Below are 17,613 nucleotides of genomic sequence, written 5' to 3'. Positions count from 1 at the left end.
CGAAAATACCTCAATGCCAATTACAAGGTAAAAATGCGTTGAGAGGGAAATGGGGATAGCGGGGGAAAATTTCAAGCGAGAGCAGAAAATCCTGCTCTCGTTTGATTAAAAACGAATCTTATGACGACCCGCGAGCGAGTGCGACAGCGTGGTGCCATCGACCATCTCAAGTTCGCCGCCCACCGGCACGCCATGGGCGATTCGGCTGGCTTCCACACCGTGCTGAGCGCACAGCTCGGCGATGTAGTTGGCGGTCGCCTCCCCTTCCACCGTCGGGTTGGTGGCGAGGATAACTTCACTGAGCGATTCCGTTTCCAGACGCTGCTCCAGGCGGTCGAGGCCGATATCATCAGGCCCGATGCCGTCGAGCGGCGACAGGTGGCCCATCAACACGAAGTAGCGTCCAGAAAACTGCCCGGTCTGCTCAATGGCGTAGATGTCCGCAGGACTCTCCACCACACAGATTTGGCCGTTTTCCTGACGACGCGGATTCGAACAGATGTTGCACACTTCCTGCTCGGTGAAGGTGCGGCAATCGGCGCAGTGGCCGATTTCCGACATGGCGCGGGTCAGCGACTGCGCCAGACGCATTCCGCCGCTGCGGTCACGTTGCAGCAGCGTAAACGCCATGCGCTGCGCAGACTTAGGGCCAACGCCCGGCAGGCAGCGCAGTGCTTCCATTAGCTGAGTTAACAGCGGGCTGGTTTGCATCAGAACGGCAGCTTCATACCCGGCGGCAGTTGCATACCGGAGGACACGGAGGCCATTTTCTCTTTCTGGGTTTCGTCGATGCGACGCGCCGCATCGTTGAATGCCGCAGCAACCAGATCTTCCAGCATCTCTTTGTCATCTTCCAGCAGGCTTGGGTCGATTTCCACGCGACGGCAGTTGTGCGCACCGTTGATGGTCACTTTTACCAGACCTGCACCGGATTCACCGGTCACTTCCAGTTTCGCGATTTCTTCCTGCATCTGCTGCATTTTTTCTTGCATCTGCTGGGCCTGTTTCATCAGGTTACCCAGACCGCCTTTACCAAACATAGGCTTCTCTCTTTCATTCAAGGGTGACGACCATAAGCCAGGCTCACGATCAAATGGGGCGGATACTCTCTTCGTCCAGGTCCGCGTCGAAGAATCGACGCAGGGTCTGAATATTGTTATCCGCGATTATCGCCTCGCGCGCTTGCGCGAGTTTCTCTTCATAAATGGCCTGACGCCACTCAAGCGGCGTTCGCTGGGTTGAATTATCATCTTCAATGATAGTCAATTCAACGGGTGCGCCGTATAACGTGCCAAGCGCCTCGGCCAACTTCTGCTGCGCGCCCGGCGAGTTCAGATGTCGCTGGGTGGGGCGCAGATGCAGGCAGACCGTACTGCCGTTTTGCTCTTTCCACGCGTTCAGCGCTACCTGTTCAACCAGCTTTGGCAGCGCCAGTTGGCTCACCTGCGCGGCCCACTCGTCGCGCTCGATAGCCTCGGCGGCCAGTTTTGCGGCCAGTTCCGGCGTTTTTTCATGCTCCAGCGCTTTCTTCAACGCTTTTGGCGTTGCCACCTCCACTTTGACCTCTTGGGTCGGCAGGGTGGATTTCCAGCGATAGGCTTCTTTCTTCGCCGGTGCTTTCTCGAGTGCCGACGGTGCAGGACGCGAAGAAACGCGTTCCGTTACCGAAGCCAGTCTTTCCAGCGCAGCGTTATTCACCGGCCGCGCGCGGGAAGCGGCTGCCGGTTCACTCTTTTTTGTTTTGGGTGCTCCTGCGTTGCCCTGCTGAAGCTGGCGGCGGGCGGCCAGCACCTGATTCGTTGACTCAGGTAGTGGCACATCCGGCCCGCGTGGCGCGGGCGCAGCCTGCGGCTGAACCGGTGGCGGTGTCATCATCGCCGTCGCGGCCTGCGGGGCAAAGTTGTGCTGAGGCACCTCCGGCTCCGGTAGCGGCATACGCGGATGGAATGCCAGCGCGCGCAGCAGCGTCATCTCAATACCCATCCGGCGGTCTGGCGCATAAGGCAGTTCTTTGCGGCCAATCAGCAAGGTTTGGTAGTAGAGCTGAACATCGGTAGGCGGCACAGTTCGCGCTAAATCACGCATCCGCTGCTCAACCGGGGCCATATCGCTACCCAGCGCGGATGGCGATAGCTGAACCATCGCAATGCGATGCAGTAAGCTTTGCATCTCGACCAGCAGCGCTTCCCACTCAATGCCTCGTTGTGCGGCCTCGTTGACCAGCGCCATCACACGTTCGCCATCAGCGGCCACCAGCGCTTCAATTAATGAGAGCGCCTGGTCATCATCAAGCGTACCCAGCATGGCGCTGACCGATACGGTGGTCAGTTGACCTTCCCCGCTGGCAATCGCCTGGTCAGTAAGGCTTAACGCATCACGCAGGCTGCCGTCTGCTGAACGGGCGAGCAGTTGTAGCGCGCGTGGCTCGAAAGCAATTTTCTCTTCACCGAGAATATGCTCAAGCTGATGACGAATTTGTTCGACATCCAGCGCTTTAAGGTGGAATTGCAGGCAACGAGAAAGAATGGTGACCGGCAGTTTTTGCGGGTCAGTCGTTGCCAGCAGGAATTTAACATGTGCAGGCGGCTCTTCCAGCGTTTTCAACAGTGCGTTGAAGCTGTGGCGGGAAAGCATGTGCACTTCATCGATCAGATAGACTTTGAAACGCCCGCGCGCCGGTGCGTACTGGACGTTATCGAGCAAATCGCGCGTGTCTTCAACTTTCGTGCGCGACGCGGCATCGATTTCGATTAAATCGACAAAGCGCCCCTCTTCAATTTCACGGCAGTTATCGCATACGCCGCAGGGCGTGGCGGTAACACCGGTTTCGCAGTTCAGCCCCTTCGCCAGCAAACGGGCGATAGAGGTTTTACCGACGCCACGGGTGCCGGAAAAGAGATAGGCGTGATGAATGCGCCCTAACGACAAGCCGTTCGCCAGTGCAGTCAGCACATGTTCCTGGCCGACGACGTCAGCGAAGGTTTGTGGTCGCCATTTTCGGGCTAAGACCTGATAACTCATTGGCTGGCTCTGAGACGTTGGAAGGTGGATTCACGAGGGGGGTAATGCTATCACAGCCCCGCCAATACGGCGAGGCTCAGTATCGGGATTTGCTTAGTGGCCCGGGAAGGAAACCAGGCTATAGCTGGTGATGCCCTGTTTTTCCAGGCGCTGCTCACCACCGAGGTCGAACAAATTGATGATGAATGCGGCGTCAGTCACTTCACCACCCAGACGACGGATCAGTTTAACGGTCGCTTCAATCGTACCACCGGTTGCCAGCAGATCGTCCACAACCAGCACTTTATCGCCCGGTTTAATGGCATCCACATGAATTTCCAGCTGATCGGTGCCGTATTCCAGTTCATAGCTTTCCGCGATGGTTTCGCGCGGCAGTTTACCCGGCTTACGTACCGGAACAAAACCTACGCCCATCGCCAGGGCTACCGGTGCACCAAACAGGAAACCACGCGCTTCGGTACCGACGACTTTAGTGATACCCGCATCTTTATAGCGATTCACCAGCAGTTCAATGCTGAGGGCGTAAGCTTTCGGATCTTCCAGTAAACTGGTGACGTCGCGGAAAAGAATGCCCGGCTTCGGATAGTCGTGAATGCTTTTAATGCTGTTCTTCAGAAATTCAAGCTGCTGTGCAGTAGCGGTCATAGGTTTGTGCCTGCTTAAAACGATGTTACTCGAGGCGTGCATAATGGGCCAAAGTTACATTTGATTAACTTTTGACCGGCGCGCCTGTGCTCGAAAACGGTCGAATTTACTGACTGCTGATAAGAATTGCAACACCATTGATGCGCTTTACGGCTTTTGTTGTTCCGCATCAATCACCGGGATCCGCCACATGAAAATCAGCAGACAGGCAAGAATCACCAACAACAGTATGCGTACCCACATCATCTTCACCAGCCACAGAGAGATAGCGAAGGTCACCAGAATTAGGATAATAGCCCGAGGCTTTGCCCCGCGCGGCATAGCACGATACTTTTGCCAGTGGCGCAAATAGCCGCCAAACCAGGAGCGATAAAGCAGCCAATGGTGAAAACGCGGCGACGAGCGCGCGAAGCACCAGGCGGCGAGCAGGATAAACGGCGTGGTGGGCAACAGCGGTAAAACCACGCCTAACGTGCCCAGGGCTACCGCCAGCCAGCCAATAATGATTAAAATAGTGCGTTGCATAGCGAGAATCGTTATCAATACCAGCAGCTAATGTAGCATAGTCGATAAAAATAGTGACGGAGACTGGCGTGAAAATAGCGCAGCTTTTACAAACGCTGGAAGCCCAGCTTGCACGGTTGCAAGTGCGCATCGCGCCGCTGGCGCAGCACGCCACCCTGACGCCACGCTTTGACCGGCAACTGTTTCACACTCGCAGTACCACGCTACAGGCGTGCCTGAATGAAGCGCAGAAGAATTTCAGCGAGTTGCAGCGCGCTGTTGAGCAGCAGCAGCTTCCACAGGTGGCCTGGCTTGCTGAACAACTGGCTGCGCAAATTGAGGCGATCAGTCGGGAAAGTGACGCCTGGACTCTGCGTGCCTGGGATAGCGCCTCACCCGCGCAGACGCGCTGGCAGCGCAAGCGCCTGCAAACCCAGGAGTTTGAACGCCGGTTGCTGGAGATGAAACAGACGCGTGAGCAACAGCTTGCGCAGGCGACTACCTTTGATGAGCAACAGCGGCTTGGCCGCGAAATTACCGCCTTTGATGCCCGTCTGGCTCGCTGCCGACAGGCTTTGCAGGACATTGAAAACGTACTGGCGCGCCTGACGCGCTAAAGGGGAAAGTATGTCGCTTGAAAACGCGCCGGATGACGTTAAGCTGGCGGTCGATTTGATTATGCTGCTGGAGAGTCACGATATCGCGCCGGAAGTGGTATTAAGCGCGCTGGAGATGGTGAAACGCGATTTCGCGAAGAAGCTGGCGTCGGCCTCGGGCAATCGCGCCGAATAAACGCCCGGTGGCGCTACGCTCACCGGGCCAACTACAGAGGTATTAATCCGCTATCGCGAGATTGTTACCGCCGTTGTTATCACGCTTCACTTCCGTCACTTCATCGCCCTTCTCATTGTGCAGATGAACTTCCAGCTGGTTAAACGCGATATTGATGTTATTTTCACGGCACAAACGATCGATGGTGCGGTTCAGCTCATCGACGGTGTAGCTACGATCGCGCAGTTCACGCACATACAGACGCAGCTCGTGATCCAGCGTGCTGGCACCGAAGGTGGTGAATAACACTATCGGCTCTGGATCGTGCATCACTTTCGGGTGCTCCATCGCCGCTTTCAGCAGGATCTCTTTCACTTTATCAAGATCGGATCCATACGCCACGCCCAGGCTAATCACCACACGCGTAATGGTATCGCTGAGCGACCAGTTGATCAGCCGCTCGGTGACAAACGCTTTGTTCGGGATGATCACCTCTTTACGATCAAAGTCGGTGATGGTCGTCGCACGAATACGGATCCTGCTGACCGTCCCGGAGAAGGTGCCGATCGTCACGGTATCGCCAATACGTACCGGGCGTTCAAACAGGATAATGATACCGGACACAAAGTTACCGAAAATCTCCTGTAAACCAAAACCGAGACCCACCGATAACGCCGCCGCCAGCCACTGCAGTTTGTCCCACGAGACGCCCAGCGAGCCAAACACCGTCATTGCACCAACGGCGATGATCACGTAGTTGAGGATCGTGGTAATGGCGTAGGATGCGCCCTGGCGCATGTTCAGGCGTGAGAGCACCAGCACTTCCAGCAGGCCCGGTAAGTTGCGGATGAGCGCCCAGGCAATGGTGGCCGCTATCACCGCAAACAGCAGGCTGCCCATGGTGACGTTTTTCACCACGCTGGCACCCGCTTCCGTGCCGCTGTAATGCCACAGCGTAATGCTGTCGAGATAGGTAAAGACGGAAATTAAATCTGACCAGATCCCCCAGAACGCCGCCGCGAACAGACACACCATCAGCAACATAGTGATACGCAGCGTCTGCTGGTTAACCTGCTCCAGAGCGATGGTCGGCTCCTCCTGGGGCTCCGCCCCTTCCGCGCCCTCTTTAACAATGTTCTGACGACGCGCAACCGCACGGCGATAGGCGATACGCCGCGCCGCGACGCTTAAACCACGCAGAACGGTCTGATAAAGCAGGTTCCAGACAATCACCAGGTAGACGGTTTCAATCCAGCGGCCAGAGAGGCGCAGCGTGGTATAGAAATAGCCCGTCGCCGTCAGCACCATCAAGCCAATCGGTACCAGCGACAGCACGGTAATCGTGACCAGACGCAGCCCGTGCGACTCTTTATCACGCCAGCTGTCGCGGCACATCGGCCACACCAGAATGGCAATCAGCAGCAGGTTAAGCAGAATGACAAACTGACCCAGCACGTCGTCCATCAGATGCAGTGGCGAAAGCTCCGCCACGACAGACCAGAAGTGCAACGGTAACAACGCAAGGCTGATGCGCACAATCTGACGACGCCAGTGGCTGGTGAGCTGTTCTGGCATATTGAAGTGGCGTACCGCGACGCCGTCCTTTTCCAGTACTTTCCAGCACAAGCCAAAGACCAGCCAGAAGGTCGCCAGTTTTTTACAGAACGCCCATAGCAGGTCGCTGATGTTGAGCTGCATGGTCAGCAGAATCAGGCCCACAGCCAGAATCACTAATACCACCGGTAAGGCTCTTATCAGGTCGATGAGAATCGCTTTTGGCGTATGCAGTTGGCTATCGTTGCGTAGTTGCCCGACCTGTTCCGCTAAACGCGCCTGATACGCACGCAGCCAGGCCAGTTTCCAGCGGATGAGCCCGGCAATCAGCAGCAGCGGCAGGCCCGCCAGGAAGGCGATGAAGACGGCTGGCCACGCTTTTTCCCAGTTTACGGTGATTTTCATCGCCTTGAACTGATCCTTCAGCGCGCCCGGGAAGGATTTAATCCAGTCCCAGCCCATCGGTTTGTTGCTGTTTACCCAGAAGATTTGCTGGGTAAGGATCTCTTTAAGGTTTTTCGATACGCTCATCAACTGCTGCTGATTGATTTGCAGGTTGATAGCCATCATCAGCTGGTTCCCCAGCTGTTTGTTAATTAAGTCCAGCGCCTCACGACGCGCGTCAACCAGTTGCAGCAGCGCGTCATGCACTTCCGGCGTAATTTCGCTGGCGTGACCCTCTTCCAGTTTGGCGACAAAATCTTCGCTCTGGAACATGGCATCACGCTGCTGGTTAATTTCGAATTGCTCCAGACGCAAGTCCGCAATGCGGTTGGTCATGTCTTCCAGTTCATCGGCGGAAGGCAGCGTCTGTTGCTGCTGGTAAAGGATACGCGAGAGCAGCAGGCTACCCTTCAGCACCGCAATCTGCTCTTTCACATTGCGCTCAGATTGCAACGCACGGTCGAGCCAGTTCTTCACTCTGATGTTTTGCTGAACCAGCTGGTTACCGCTTTCGGTGACGTTAATCAGGCGCTGGCTTAACTGGTGGTTGATTTCCAGCTCCTGTTTGACCAGCGGGTTCGCCTGAATGCGTGCCGTATCTTCCGGCGAGGCGGTTTCCTGTGCCGTTTTTTCGGTCAGCGTCAGACGTTTATTGTTAGCCGCTTCCTGTAAAAGCTGAAGCTGGTGCTCAAGGCGGGTGCTGTACGCGGTAATGTAATCACGCTGTTTTTGCAGGGTATCCTGCAACGTGGTGTTGCCCTGCAGGCTTTTACGTTGCTGATCGAGCTCGGCATTCAGCAGCGCCTGCTGCACCTGCAACATGGTTTGCTGAGAAGGACGCAGCGCGCCTTCCCCGACCGTGGTGCCGTTCAGGCTATTGCGAATCTGTTGTAGCTGCTGTGACGCCGCATTCATGGCGTTCTGTACACGCTCAGGCTGCGTTTGCAACGAAACCAGTTGGGTATTGTAGGTCGCCAGATCGTTCTGGGCATTTTGCAGGTCATCGACCATCTGCGTTAAGCGCGCTTCCAGCTGGCGTAACGACAGCGTCGAGAGCGTTTTGCGTGTTTCATCGTCATTATCGACGTCGCTCAGCGCATTCAGTTTCTCTGTGGCCTCGCGCAGCTGCGCCGGGGCCTGATCGACCCTCTTCTGCAACTGGATGGTTTCATCTTTGACGCGATCGATTTTATCCAGGAACTGGAGAGTTTCGGTCAAATCCTGCAGCTCCAGCTTGTCCGCTGGGGTGGGATCTTTCTTCTTATTGATAGCATCGATTTGTGCCTGAATTTCGGCACGATCCGGAAGGTCGTTACCGCTGGTGACACGCGCCTGCGCGGCGGTGACAGCACAGAAAAGACATGCAATAACGACTATAAAAGCGAAAAATGTGTTTCGCGAGCGAATGTTATGCAGCATAGTTTTAACATGAGTGATTGCAAAAGCCGGAGAAACCCGGGGGATAAACGCGTGCGCAGAATAGCACTTCTGCAATCGACGGAATAGCGCCACTCTCCAGGATTATTCCTGGTAATAACGAATTTTCTGATTAACCTGATTTCTCGTGTAGCGTCGGGCAGAACTGAAACATCTCCAGCAGAATCGCCACGTAGTCGCGCGCCTCTTTTTTCAAATCGAATGAACCCGGCGCAAAGAGCCAATTCTCCATAATTCCAGAGACATAACTGCGCATCAGGATGGCGGCGCGGCGGGTTAACAATTTGGCAGGCAGCATTTGTGCAGATATACAATCTTTTAACACTTGCTCAATGCGGTCATAACTTTCCATGCAAAGATTCCGCTGAGCCTGTTGTAATAAGGCCATTTCACCGACAAATTCGCATTTATGGAATATAATCTCCATCATCAAACGTCTACGCTCTTCTACTACCGTTGCTTCAAGGATATAGACTAATATTTCCCTTAAAACTGAGAGTGGATCGTCGGGGAATTTTGCCCGATACTCAATCTCAAGATCGCTGATACTGGATTCTGATAACTCCCAGATTTCACCAAATAAATCCGACTTGTCCTTGAAATGCCAATAGATAGCGCCGCGCGTGACACCTGCCGCTTTGGCAATATCCACCAGCGAGGTTGAGGATACGCCCTGCTGAGAAAATAAACGCAAGGCCACATCGAGGATGTGTTGACGTGTGGCAAGGGCTTCTTGTTTGGTTTTTCGTGCCATAGGTTGGTGAATTTACAGAGGTTAGATTTACATACATTTGTGAATGTATGTACCATAGCACGACGATAATATAAACGCAGCAATGGGTTTGTGGACGCTGAACCATTGATCAATTTGAAATCGGACACTCGAGGTTTACATATGAACAAAAACAGAGGGTTAACGCCTCTGGCGGTCGTTCTGATGCTCTCAGGCAGCTTAGCGCTTACAGGATGTGACGACAAAGGGGCTCAACAAGGAGCGCAGCAGATGCCAGAAGTTGGCGTTGTGACGCTCAAATCTGAACCTCTTCAAATCACGACTGAACTCCCTGGACGCACCAACGCGTATCGTATTGCAGAAGTTCGTCCGCAGGTCAGCGGTATCATTCTGAAGCGAAACTTTACTGAAGGCGGCGATATTGAGGCGGGCGTGTCTCTGTATCAGATCGATCCTGCGACTTATCAGGCCGCTTACGAAAGCGCGAAAGGTGACCTGGCGAAAGCCCAGGCAGCTGCCAATATTGCTCAACTGACCGTGAAGCGCTACCAGAAACTTCTGGGTACGCAGTACATCAGTCAACAGGACTACGACACCGCGCAGGCGGATGCACAGCAGGCTAACGCTGCCGTTGTTGCTGCCAAAGCAGCGGTTGAAACCGCGCGTATCAACCTGGCCTATACCAAAGTCACCTCCCCTATCAGCGGCCGTATCGGTAAATCCGCGGTCACGGAAGGCGCACTGGTACAGAACGGGCAATCTACCGCGCTGGCAACCGTGCAACAGCTGGATCCTATCTACGTTGATGTGACGCAATCCAGTAACGACTTCCTGCGTCTGAAACAGGAACTGGCAAACGGCACGCTGAAGCAGGAAAACGGCAAAGCGAAAGTCGACCTGGTAACGAATGACGGTACTAAATATCCGCAGAGCGGCACATTAGAGTTCTCTGATGTGACGGTTGATCAGACCACCGGGTCTATCACCCTGCGCGCTATCTTCCCGAACCCGGACCATACTCTGCTGCCTGGCATGTTCGTTCGTGCACGTCTGCAGGAAGGTGTGAATCCGAAAGCGTTGCTGGTTCCTCAGCAAGGTGTGACCCGTACGCCGCGTGGTGATGCGACTGCGCTGGTGGTCGGTGAAGGCGATAAAGTTGAAACGCGTGATATTAAAGCAACCCAGGCGATTGGCGATAAATGGCTGGTCACTGAAGGGCTGAAAGACGGCGACCGTGTGATTATCACCGGCCTGCAAAAAGTCCGTCCCGGCGCGCAGGTGAAAGCGCAGGAAGTGACTTCTGACAATAAAGAACAAGCCGCAGCCGGCGCAGCGTCAGAAAAAACTCAGTCTTAACTTAAACAGGAGCCGTTAAGACATGGCTAATTTCTTTATCGATCGCCCGATATTTGCATGGGTGATTGCTATCATCATCATGCTTGCCGGGGGACTCGCGATCATGAAACTGCCGGTAGCGCAATATCCAACGATTGCGCCGCCAGCCGTGACGATCTCCGCGACCTATCCGGGCGCTGATGCCCAGACGGTGCAGGACACCGTCACACAGGTTATCGAACAGAATATGAACGGTATCGATAACCTGATGTACATGTCCTCCAACAGTGACTCTACCGGTACGGTACAGATCACCCTGACCTTTGAATCCGGTACTGACGCGGACATCGCGCAGGTACAGGTGCAGAACAAACTGTCGCTGGCAACACCGTTGCTGCCGCAGGAAGTTCAGCAACAAGGGATCAGCGTTGAGAAGTCCTCCAGTAGCTTCCTGATGGTTGTTGGTGTCATTAACACCAACGGCACCATGACCCAGGAAGATATTTCCGACTACGTTGCGGCGAACATGAAAGACCCGATCAGCCGTACGTCTGGCGTCGGTGACGTTCAGCTGTTTGGTTCTCAGTACGCGATGCGTATCTGGATGGATCCGACCAAACTGAACAACTTCCAGCTGACTCCGGTTGATGTTATCGCAGCGATCAAAGCACAGAACGCCCAGGTTGCAGCCGGCCAGTTAGGCGGTACGCCGCCGGTGAAGGGCCAGCAGCTTAACGCCTCTATCATCGCGCAAACGCGTCTGACCAGCACCGATGAGTTCGGCAAAATTCTGCTGAAAGTGAATCAGGATGGGTCGCAGGTTCGCCTGCGCGACGTGGCGAAGATTGAGCTGGGCGGTGAGAACTACGACATCATCGCGAAGTTCAACGGTAAACCGGCTTCCGGTCTGGGTATCAAGCTGGCAACCGGTGCGAACGCGCTGGACACCGCGAAAGCTATCCGTGCCGAACTGAAGAAGATGGAGCCGTTCTTCCCGTCAGGCTTGCAGATTGTTTATCCGTATGACACCACACCGTTCGTTCAGATCTCCATCAACGAAGTGGTGAAAACGCTGATTGAAGCCATTCTTCTGGTGTTCATCGTGATGTACATGTTCCTGCAAAACTTCCGCGCGACGTTGATTCCGACGATCGCAGTACCGGTCGTCTTGCTGGGTACCTTCGCTATCCTTGCCGCCTTTGGCTTCTCCATCAACACCCTGACGATGTTCGGGATGGTGCTGGCGATAGGGCTATTGGTGGATGACGCCATCGTGGTGGTAGAAAACGTCGAACGTGTGATGTCCGACGAGGGTCTACCCCCGAAAGAGGCGACGCGTAAATCGATGGGCCAGATCCAGGGCGCACTGGTCGGGATCGCGATGGTACTGTCGGCGGTATTTATCCCTATGGCGTTCTTCGGTGGTTCTACCGGGGCAATCTACCGTCAGTTCTCCATCACGATCGTTTCGGCGATGGCACTGTCCGTACTGGTGGCCTTGATTCTGACCCCGGCACTGTGTGCCACGATGCTCAAACCGGTCGCCAAAGGCGATCACGGTGAAGGCAAAAAAGGCTTCTTCGGTTGGTTCAACCGCATGTTTGATAAGAGCACGCACCACTACACCGACAGCGTAGGCAACATCCTGCGCAGCACCGGTCGTTATCTGCTGCTGTATATCATCATCGTGGTCGGCATGGCCTTCCTGTTTGTTCGTCTGCCAAGCTCGTTCCTGCCAGATGAAGATCAGGGCGTATTCCTGAGTATGGCCCAGCTTCCGGCAGGGGCAACGCAGGAACGTACGCAGAAAGTGCTGGATGAGATGACCGATTACTATCTCACCAAAGAGAAAGACAACGTTGCGTCCGTGTTTGCGGTTAACGGCTTTGGTTTTGCGGGTCGTGGTCAGAACACCGGTATCGCCTTCGTTTCTTTGAAAGACTGGGCGGATCGTCCGGGCGAAGAGAACAAGGTTGAAGCCATCACTCAGCGTGCGATGGGCGAGTTCTCGAAGATTAAAGATGCGATGGTGTTCGCCTTTAACCTGCCAGCGATTGTTGAACTGGGTACGGCGACCGGTTTCGACTTCCAGCTCATTGACCAGGGCGGCCTCGGCCACGAAAAACTGACGCAGGCACGTAACCAGCTGTTTGGCGAAGTGGCTAAGCACCCGGATCTGTTAGTCGGCGTACGTCCTAACGGCCTGGAAGATACGCCGCAGTTCAAAATTGATATCGACCAGGAAAAAGCACAGGCGCTGGGCGTATCTATCAGCGACATCAATACCACGCTGGGCGCTGCCTGGGGTAGTAGCTACGTCAACGACTTCATCGACCGTGGTCGTGTGAAGAAAGTGTACGTGATGTCTGAAGCGCAGTACCGCATGTTGCCGGAAGATATCAGCAACTGGTACGTCCGTGGTTCTGATGGTCAGATGGTGCCGTTCTCCGCGTTCTCAACGTCTCGCTGGGAATACGGTTCACCACGTCTGGAACGCTATAACGGTCTGCCGTCGATGGAAATCCTCGGTCAGGCGGCACCGGGAAGAAGTACCGGTGAAGCGATGACGATGATGGAAGAGCTGGCGGGTAAACTGCCATCGGGTATCGGTTACGACTGGACCGGGATGTCTTACCAGGAACGCCTCTCTGGTAACCAGGCCCCTGCCCTGTACGCGATCTCGCTGATTGTGGTCTTCCTCTGTCTGGCGGCGCTGTACGAGAGCTGGTCGATTCCGTTCTCCGTTATGCTGGTGGTTCCGCTGGGGGTTATCGGTGCGCTGTTAGCCGCTACCTTCCGTGGCCTCACTAACGACGTTTACTTCCAGGTGGGCCTGCTGACAACCATTGGCTTGTCGGCGAAGAACGCGATACTTATCGTGGAATTCGCCAAAGATCTGATGGAAAAAGAGGGCAAAGGCCTGATTGAAGCCACGCTTGAAGCGGTACGTATGCGTCTGCGTCCAATCCTGATGACGTCGCTGGCGTTCATCCTCGGGGTTATGCCGCTGGTTATCAGTACCGGCGCAGGCTCCGGCGCACAGAACGCGGTAGGTACCGGCGTAATGGGCGGGATGGTCACGGCAACGGTTCTGGCTATCTTCTTCGTTCCGGTATTCTTCGTGGTGGTTCGCCGCCGCTTTGGCCGCAAAGTTGAAGAAACTGAACACAGCCATCCGGTTGAACGTCACTAACTCTTACTGACGATGACAAAGGGTCGCGCGAGCGGCCCTTTTTTATGGTTTTTTATAATCGCACTTATCGCTATAAACGTTTTTAAAATGCAGTAATAAAATTTTATAATTAAAAAAGCGTGTTATCTTTAATAGTGATGATTCATCGCCGTGAAGATCCCAACGTTTAAAAGTTTAGGAAAACTCCGAAGTGAAAGATGTTTTCTCTGTATCTTCGTTGCGAATGGTCTTACACCTGCTGAAAATCCAGGCAATTGCACGCCGTATGAATTGTGTGGATAAAGGGTAAGTGAATGAATTCTAATGAATCAAATTTTGTTTTCTGGCAATACATTGAAAAATCTTAATCTAAGCCGCATTTCATAATCGGGGAATAAAGAAAAAGAGACTTAATTGTAATTTTTCGTAATAGCTCGGTGAAATCTCTTTCAGAGTAGATTATAGTTAGTGCATAAGGACTGTGCGTCTGCGCCAGGTTAGCCAGTAGTTACCCCATCCCACACACTGATTGTTCTCGTCGTTTACTCACGAATAAGGGGATGTGTTATGGACGAATACTCGCCAAAAAGGCATGATATCGCGCAACTCAGATTCCTCTGCGAAACGCTCTATCACGACTGCCTCGCCAATCTTGAAGAGAGTAACCACGGTTGGGTTAACGATCCCACCTCGGCTATCAACCTTCAACTTAATGAGCTGATCGAGCATATCGCAACCTTTGCGCTTAATTATAAAATTAAGTACAACGAAGATAATAAATTGATTGCACAAATTGACGAATATCTGGATGATACTTTCATGTTGTTCAGTAACTACGGCATAAATAGTGAAGACTTGCAAAAATGGCGCAAGTCAGGGAACAAACTCTTCCGCTGTTTCGTCAATGCCAGCCGGGCTAACCCTGTTAGTCTCTCTTGTTAAGATAATTACAATCACGTGGGTGAATTATGTCTGAGAAACCATTAACTAAAACGGATTATTTGATGCGACTGCGCCGTTGCCAGTCAATTGATACGCTGGAACGCGTTATTGAAAAAAATAAATATGAACTTTCTGACAATGAACTGGCGGTATTTTACTCAGCAGCCGATCATCGTCTGGCAGAATTGACGATGAATAAGCTGTACGACAAGATCCCGTCCACTGTCTGGAAATTTATTCGCTAATCACTATTTTCTGCAATCGCTACAGGCGTCAGTCAAGTTAACTCACGATCGTAACGTTCCGCTTACCCTGGTAAGTTTGTGATTAACTTCACATTGATAAACAGGGAACGTTCCCAATTATATCTGCGCCTCTTATGGTGAACACTCTTAACTGACGAGGAGTGTCACAATGAGTGAAGAGAAACGTAAAATGATCGCCGGCGAACTCTATCGCCCGGCTGATGCAACGCTCAGAGCCGATAGCCTGCGCGCTAAACAGTTATTGCACCGCTACAACCATTCGTCGCCCGACGAAAAAGCATTACGCCATCAGTTGCTGGCTGAACTCTTCGATAAAAGTCACGATGCGTATATTGAGCCCAATTTCCGCTGCGACTACGGCTATAACATTACGCTGGGCGCCAATTTCTACGCCAATTTTGATTGCGTAATGCTGGACGTTTGCCCTATTACCATCGGTGATAATTGTATGCTCGCGCCAGGAGTCCATATTTATACGGCGACCCATCCTCTGGATGCGACCGAGCGCAACAGCGGCTATGAATATGGTAAACCGGTGGTTATCGGAAATAATGTCTGGATCGGCGGACGCGCGGTGATAAACCCAGGCGTAACCCTCGGGAATAACGTTGTCGTCGCATCCGGGGCGGTCGTGGTGAAGGATGTCCCTGATAACGCGGTCGTGGGCGGCAATCCGGCCCGCATTCTTAAAATGCTGAGCTAATGCGACTGTTATGCTTTTTCGCAACCAATCTGTTACTTTTTGCATCGGTTAATGCAACATAGAATAGGGGAATCCGCCCTGAGTTGCAGAGCCCTATTATGACAGAAATCCAGCGATTACTTACGCAAACCATCGATGAGCTGAATGTTCGTGAAAAGCGCGACAACAGGCCGCGCTTTAGCATCAGTTTTATCCGCAACCACCCGGGTCTGTTCCTGGCGATGTACGCGGCCTTTTTCGCCACGCTGATTGTCATGATGCGCTCTGAAACACTGGAAGATTCCGTCTGGCTGCTGTGGGTACTGTTTGCCCTGCTGAATGCGTTTTTCTTCTTTGACGTGTATCCGCGTTATCACTACGAAGATATCGACGTGCTGGATTTCCGCGTCTGCTATAACGGCGAGTGGTACAACACGCGCTTCGTGCCGGACGAGTTAATTCAAGCCATTAAGAATTCGCCGCGCGTCAGCGCGCAGGCCCGCGCGCAGCTGGAAAAGATGGTCGCCAGAAAAGGTGAACTCTCATTCTACGATGTTTTCACTCTAACCCGCGCGGAAACGACGCAATAATCCGCTGTAGCGTCCGTATCGCTGGAATAAAGCGCGATGCGGACGTATTGCCATATCCCAGCACCAGTCCAGAACGCTGATGCTGCACATCCAGATAAAACTGACTGAGCGCCGCCGGTGACATCTGCTGCTGGCGGGCAAGTTTTACCACCGCCACATCATCAATCCCGTCGATAAGCACCGTCAGGTGCAGCCCTCCCTCCCCGGCCAATACCTGATGCGGAACCAGCAACGCCTGTGCCAGTGCCTCGCGTAGCTGTGATTGCCGTTTACGATAAAGCCGTCGCATCGCCGCCAGATGCCGCGCATAATGTCCCTCCTCAATAAACGTCGCCAGCGTGCGTTGCTCGGCGCGATGCCCACCGCGCAGCAAGGCGCGAATGGCCGGTTGTGCGGCGGCAACCAGCGCAGGCGGTAGCACCATAAAACCTAACCGCAGCGACGGAAACAGCGTTTTACTGAAGGTGCCCAAATAAACGACCGGCGCATCGCTTACCATTCCGCGCATCGCCGGGATAGGCTCACCGCTGTAGCGAAACTCACTGTCGTAATCGTCCTCAATGATCCACGCACCGGCGCGATGCGCAAACTCCAGCAGCGCCAGACGCCGCGCCGCACTCAGCACGCTCCCCGTGGGATATTGATGCGACGGAGAGGTGAAAATAAGACGTGGCGTCGACGCGGCCTGCGCAAACTGCATACCTTCATCGTCGACAGGAATTCCCTCAAGCTGTAACCCCGCCGCCAGAAAGGCGCTTTTTGCGCCAAAGTAACCCGGCTCTTCCACCCAGGCCAGTTGCCCCGGCTCGCTCAACAACTGGGTACAAAAATTCACCCCCTCCAGCGCACCTTCGGTGATAATCACCTGGCTGGCATCGCAGTGGATCCCCCGTGAAAGCGCGAGGTGACGGGCAATCGCCTCGCGAAGCGACGCTTCTCCGGCAGAATCACCGTAGCCCAGCAGCAAACTTCCCTCCTCCCGTAAGGTACGATCGAGCAACCGCCGCCACAGCGGTAAGGGAAAATAGTTAATGGCGGGCGTTCCCGGCGTAAAGAGCATCGGTGGCGACTCACGCGGCGTCGCGGGCGGGAGCTGGCGAAACCGCCCGGCCACGGAGGCGGGTAACGCAGGCGATGAAGCTGTCGCCTGCGTTTTGGGGAGTGACGTCACGCGCGTGCCCTGCCTGTCGCGCAGCAAATAGCCTTCCAGCGCCAGCTGCTCCAGCGCGCTGTTGACCGTATTACGGGAAATCGCCAGGCGCTGCGCCATGATGCGCGAACCGGGAAGACGGCAGTTTGCCTGTAGTTGCCCCTGCAAAATGGCGTCTCTTAGCGCGTTGTAAAGGCCGCGCTGCAGCGTCTGCGGGCCGCGCATAGCCAGCGCGCGTTGCAGGAAAGTAAAAAAGGGATCATCTGGAATATTCATCAGGGCTCCTCGTGGCACCATAAGAAGATACACATCTGGCACTTTTTATGGAACCAGTAAGTCTCTACTCTCAACTCGTCCACTTACAGCA

16 protein-coding genes and 1 other annotated feature are annotated in these 17,613 nt (G+C 54.0%); of the genes, 8 read left to right on the top strand and 8 right to left on the bottom strand.

Features of this window, described 5'->3' with window-relative positions:
* Positions 1-105: 105 nt before the first annotated feature.
* The 5 genes from recR to DBY68_RS21200 all read right to left on the bottom strand — a co-directional run bounded on the left by recR (position 106) and on the right by DBY68_RS21200 (position 4,191).
* Positions 106-711, bottom strand: a complete 606-nt coding sequence (recR, locus tag DBY68_RS21220) for a recombination mediator RecR (protein ID WP_015965522.1) — start codon at positions 709-711, stop codon at positions 106-108.
* Positions 711-1,040, bottom strand: a complete 330-nt coding sequence (locus DBY68_RS21215) for a YbaB/EbfC family nucleoid-associated protein (protein WP_108474879.1) — start codon at positions 1,038-1,040, stop codon at positions 711-713. The genes recR and DBY68_RS21215 overlap by 1 nt, the downstream gene beginning before the upstream one ends.
* A gap of 49 nt (positions 1,041-1,089) precedes the next feature.
* Positions 1,090-3,021 (bottom strand): DNA polymerase III subunit gamma/tau, encoded by a 1,932-nt coding sequence (dnaX, locus tag DBY68_RS21210; RefSeq protein WP_108474878.1) that lies wholly within the window; start codon positions 3,019-3,021, stop codon positions 1,090-1,092.
* Positions 1,693-1,756 (bottom strand) — a sequence feature (DnaX frameshifting element). Its footprint overlaps the gene before it by 64 nt.
* Positions 3,022-3,114: 93 nt before the next feature.
* On the bottom strand, positions 3,115-3,666 hold the full coding sequence (gene apt, locus DBY68_RS21205) for an adenine phosphoribosyltransferase (protein ID WP_015965525.1): 552 nt from the start codon (positions 3,664-3,666) through the stop codon (positions 3,115-3,117).
* Positions 3,667-3,813: 147 nt separating this feature from the next.
* Entirely contained in the window at positions 3,814-4,191 is a 378-nt protein-coding gene (locus tag DBY68_RS21200) for a DUF454 family protein (protein WP_041686299.1), read from the bottom strand.
* A gap of 68 nt (positions 4,192-4,259) precedes the next feature.
* Between DBY68_RS21200 and priC the strand changes: the two genes are divergently transcribed.
* Positions 4,260-4,787 carry a primosomal replication protein N'' gene (gene priC, locus DBY68_RS21195; protein WP_108474877.1) on the top strand — a complete coding sequence of 176 codons (528 nt, stop codon included), beginning with the start codon at positions 4,260-4,262 and terminating at the stop codon, positions 4,785-4,787.
* A gap of 10 nt (positions 4,788-4,797) precedes the next feature.
* The gene (rsmS, locus tag DBY68_RS21190; RefSeq protein ID WP_108474876.1) at positions 4,798-4,962 is read left to right on the top strand and encodes a pleiotropic regulatory protein RsmS; all 165 of its coding nucleotides are present in this window, start codon (positions 4,798-4,800) and stop codon (positions 4,960-4,962) included.
* A 42-nt stretch (positions 4,963-5,004) separates the two neighbouring features.
* Here rsmS and mscK read toward each other — a convergent pair whose 3' ends face one another.
* Complete coding sequence (gene mscK, locus DBY68_RS21185; RefSeq protein WP_108474875.1) at positions 5,005-8,358, bottom strand: mechanosensitive channel MscK; 3,354 nt, start codon at positions 8,356-8,358, stop codon at positions 5,005-5,007.
* A gap of 130 nt (positions 8,359-8,488) precedes the next feature.
* Entirely contained in the window at positions 8,489-9,130 is a 642-nt protein-coding gene (gene acrR, locus DBY68_RS21180; RefSeq protein ID WP_108474874.1) for a multidrug efflux transporter transcriptional repressor AcrR, read from the bottom strand.
* A 141-nt stretch (positions 9,131-9,271) separates the two neighbouring features.
* Between acrR and acrA the strand changes: the two genes are divergently transcribed.
* From acrA to DBY68_RS21150, 6 genes are all read left to right on the top strand, one after another.
* A complete protein-coding gene (acrA, locus tag DBY68_RS21175) occupies positions 9,272-10,465 on the top strand; it encodes a multidrug efflux RND transporter periplasmic adaptor subunit AcrA (RefSeq protein WP_108474873.1) in 1,194 nt (397 codons plus the stop codon).
* Positions 10,466-10,487: 22 nt separating this feature from the next.
* The gene (acrB, locus tag DBY68_RS21170) at positions 10,488-13,637 is read left to right on the top strand and encodes a multidrug efflux RND transporter permease subunit AcrB (RefSeq protein ID WP_108474872.1); all 3,150 of its coding nucleotides are present in this window, start codon (positions 10,488-10,490) and stop codon (positions 13,635-13,637) included.
* A 546-nt stretch (positions 13,638-14,183) separates the two neighbouring features.
* On the top strand, positions 14,184-14,558 hold the full coding sequence (gene tomB / locus DBY68_RS21165; RefSeq protein ID WP_015965533.1) for an Hha toxicity modulator TomB: 375 nt from the start codon (positions 14,184-14,186) through the stop codon (positions 14,556-14,558).
* Between the two features lie 26 nt (positions 14,559-14,584).
* A complete protein-coding gene (locus DBY68_RS21160; protein WP_015965534.1) occupies positions 14,585-14,803 on the top strand; it encodes an HHA domain-containing protein in 219 nt (72 codons plus the stop codon).
* A gap of 169 nt (positions 14,804-14,972) precedes the next feature.
* The gene (gene maa, locus DBY68_RS21155; RefSeq protein WP_108474871.1) at positions 14,973-15,527 is read left to right on the top strand and encodes a maltose O-acetyltransferase; all 555 of its coding nucleotides are present in this window, start codon (positions 14,973-14,975) and stop codon (positions 15,525-15,527) included.
* A gap of 98 nt (positions 15,528-15,625) precedes the next feature.
* Entirely contained in the window at positions 15,626-16,096 is a 471-nt protein-coding gene (locus DBY68_RS21150) for a YlaC family protein (RefSeq protein WP_108474870.1), read from the top strand.
* On the opposite strand, the gene DBY68_RS21145 is transcribed toward DBY68_RS21150, so the two are convergent.
* Positions 16,065-17,522: a PLP-dependent aminotransferase family protein gene (locus DBY68_RS21145; RefSeq protein ID WP_108474869.1), complete on the bottom strand. Its 1,458-nt coding sequence runs from the start codon at positions 17,520-17,522 to the stop codon at positions 16,065-16,067. The genes DBY68_RS21150 and DBY68_RS21145 overlap by 32 nt on opposite strands.
* Positions 17,523-17,613: the final 91 nt, after the last annotated feature.

It is taken from the genome of Pseudocitrobacter sp. RIT415 (assembly GCF_003057695.2).
In the GTDB taxonomy this organism is placed as follows: domain Bacteria; phylum Pseudomonadota; class Gammaproteobacteria; order Enterobacterales; family Enterobacteriaceae; genus Pseudocitrobacter; species Pseudocitrobacter faecalis.
This window is presented reverse-complemented; position numbering and strand designations above follow the sequence as displayed.

What these genes read in the sequence shown, in the direction of transcription:
- recR (WP_015965522.1), bottom strand. Translation starts at nt 711, where the DNA reads ATGCAAACCAGCCCGCTGTTAACTCAGCTAATGGAAGCACTGCGCTGC.
- DBY68_RS21215 (WP_108474879.1), bottom strand. Translation starts at nt 1,040, where the DNA reads ATGTTTGGTAAAGGCGGTCTGGGTAACCTGATGAAACAGGCCCAGCAG.
- dnaX (WP_108474878.1), bottom strand. Translation starts at nt 3,021, where the DNA reads ATGAGTTATCAGGTCTTAGCCCGAAAATGGCGACCACAAACCTTCGCT.
- apt (WP_015965525.1), bottom strand. Translation starts at nt 3,666, where the DNA reads ATGACCGCTACTGCACAGCAGCTTGAATTTCTGAAGAACAGCATTAAA.
- DBY68_RS21200 (WP_041686299.1), bottom strand. Translation starts at nt 4,191, where the DNA reads ATGCAACGCACTATTTTAATCATTATTGGCTGGCTGGCGGTAGCCCTG.
- rsmS (WP_108474876.1), top strand. Translation starts at nt 4,798, where the DNA reads ATGTCGCTTGAAAACGCGCCGGATGACGTTAAGCTGGCGGTCGATTTG.
- mscK (WP_108474875.1), bottom strand. Translation starts at nt 8,358, where the DNA reads ATGCTGCATAACATTCGCTCGCGAAACACATTTTTCGCTTTTATAGTC.
- acrR (WP_108474874.1), bottom strand. Translation starts at nt 9,130, where the DNA reads ATGGCACGAAAAACCAAACAAGAAGCCCTTGCCACACGTCAACACATC.
- acrA (WP_108474873.1), top strand. Translation starts at nt 9,272, where the DNA reads ATGAACAAAAACAGAGGGTTAACGCCTCTGGCGGTCGTTCTGATGCTC.
- acrB (WP_108474872.1), top strand. Translation starts at nt 10,488, where the DNA reads ATGGCTAATTTCTTTATCGATCGCCCGATATTTGCATGGGTGATTGCT.
- tomB (WP_015965533.1), top strand. Translation starts at nt 14,184, where the DNA reads ATGGACGAATACTCGCCAAAAAGGCATGATATCGCGCAACTCAGATTC.
- DBY68_RS21160 (WP_015965534.1), top strand. Translation starts at nt 14,585, where the DNA reads ATGTCTGAGAAACCATTAACTAAAACGGATTATTTGATGCGACTGCGC.
- maa (WP_108474871.1), top strand. Translation starts at nt 14,973, where the DNA reads ATGAGTGAAGAGAAACGTAAAATGATCGCCGGCGAACTCTATCGCCCG.
- DBY68_RS21150 (WP_108474870.1), top strand. Translation starts at nt 15,626, where the DNA reads ATGACAGAAATCCAGCGATTACTTACGCAAACCATCGATGAGCTGAAT.
- DBY68_RS21145 (WP_108474869.1), bottom strand. Translation starts at nt 17,522, where the DNA reads ATGAATATTCCAGATGATCCCTTTTTTACTTTCCTGCAACGCGCGCTG.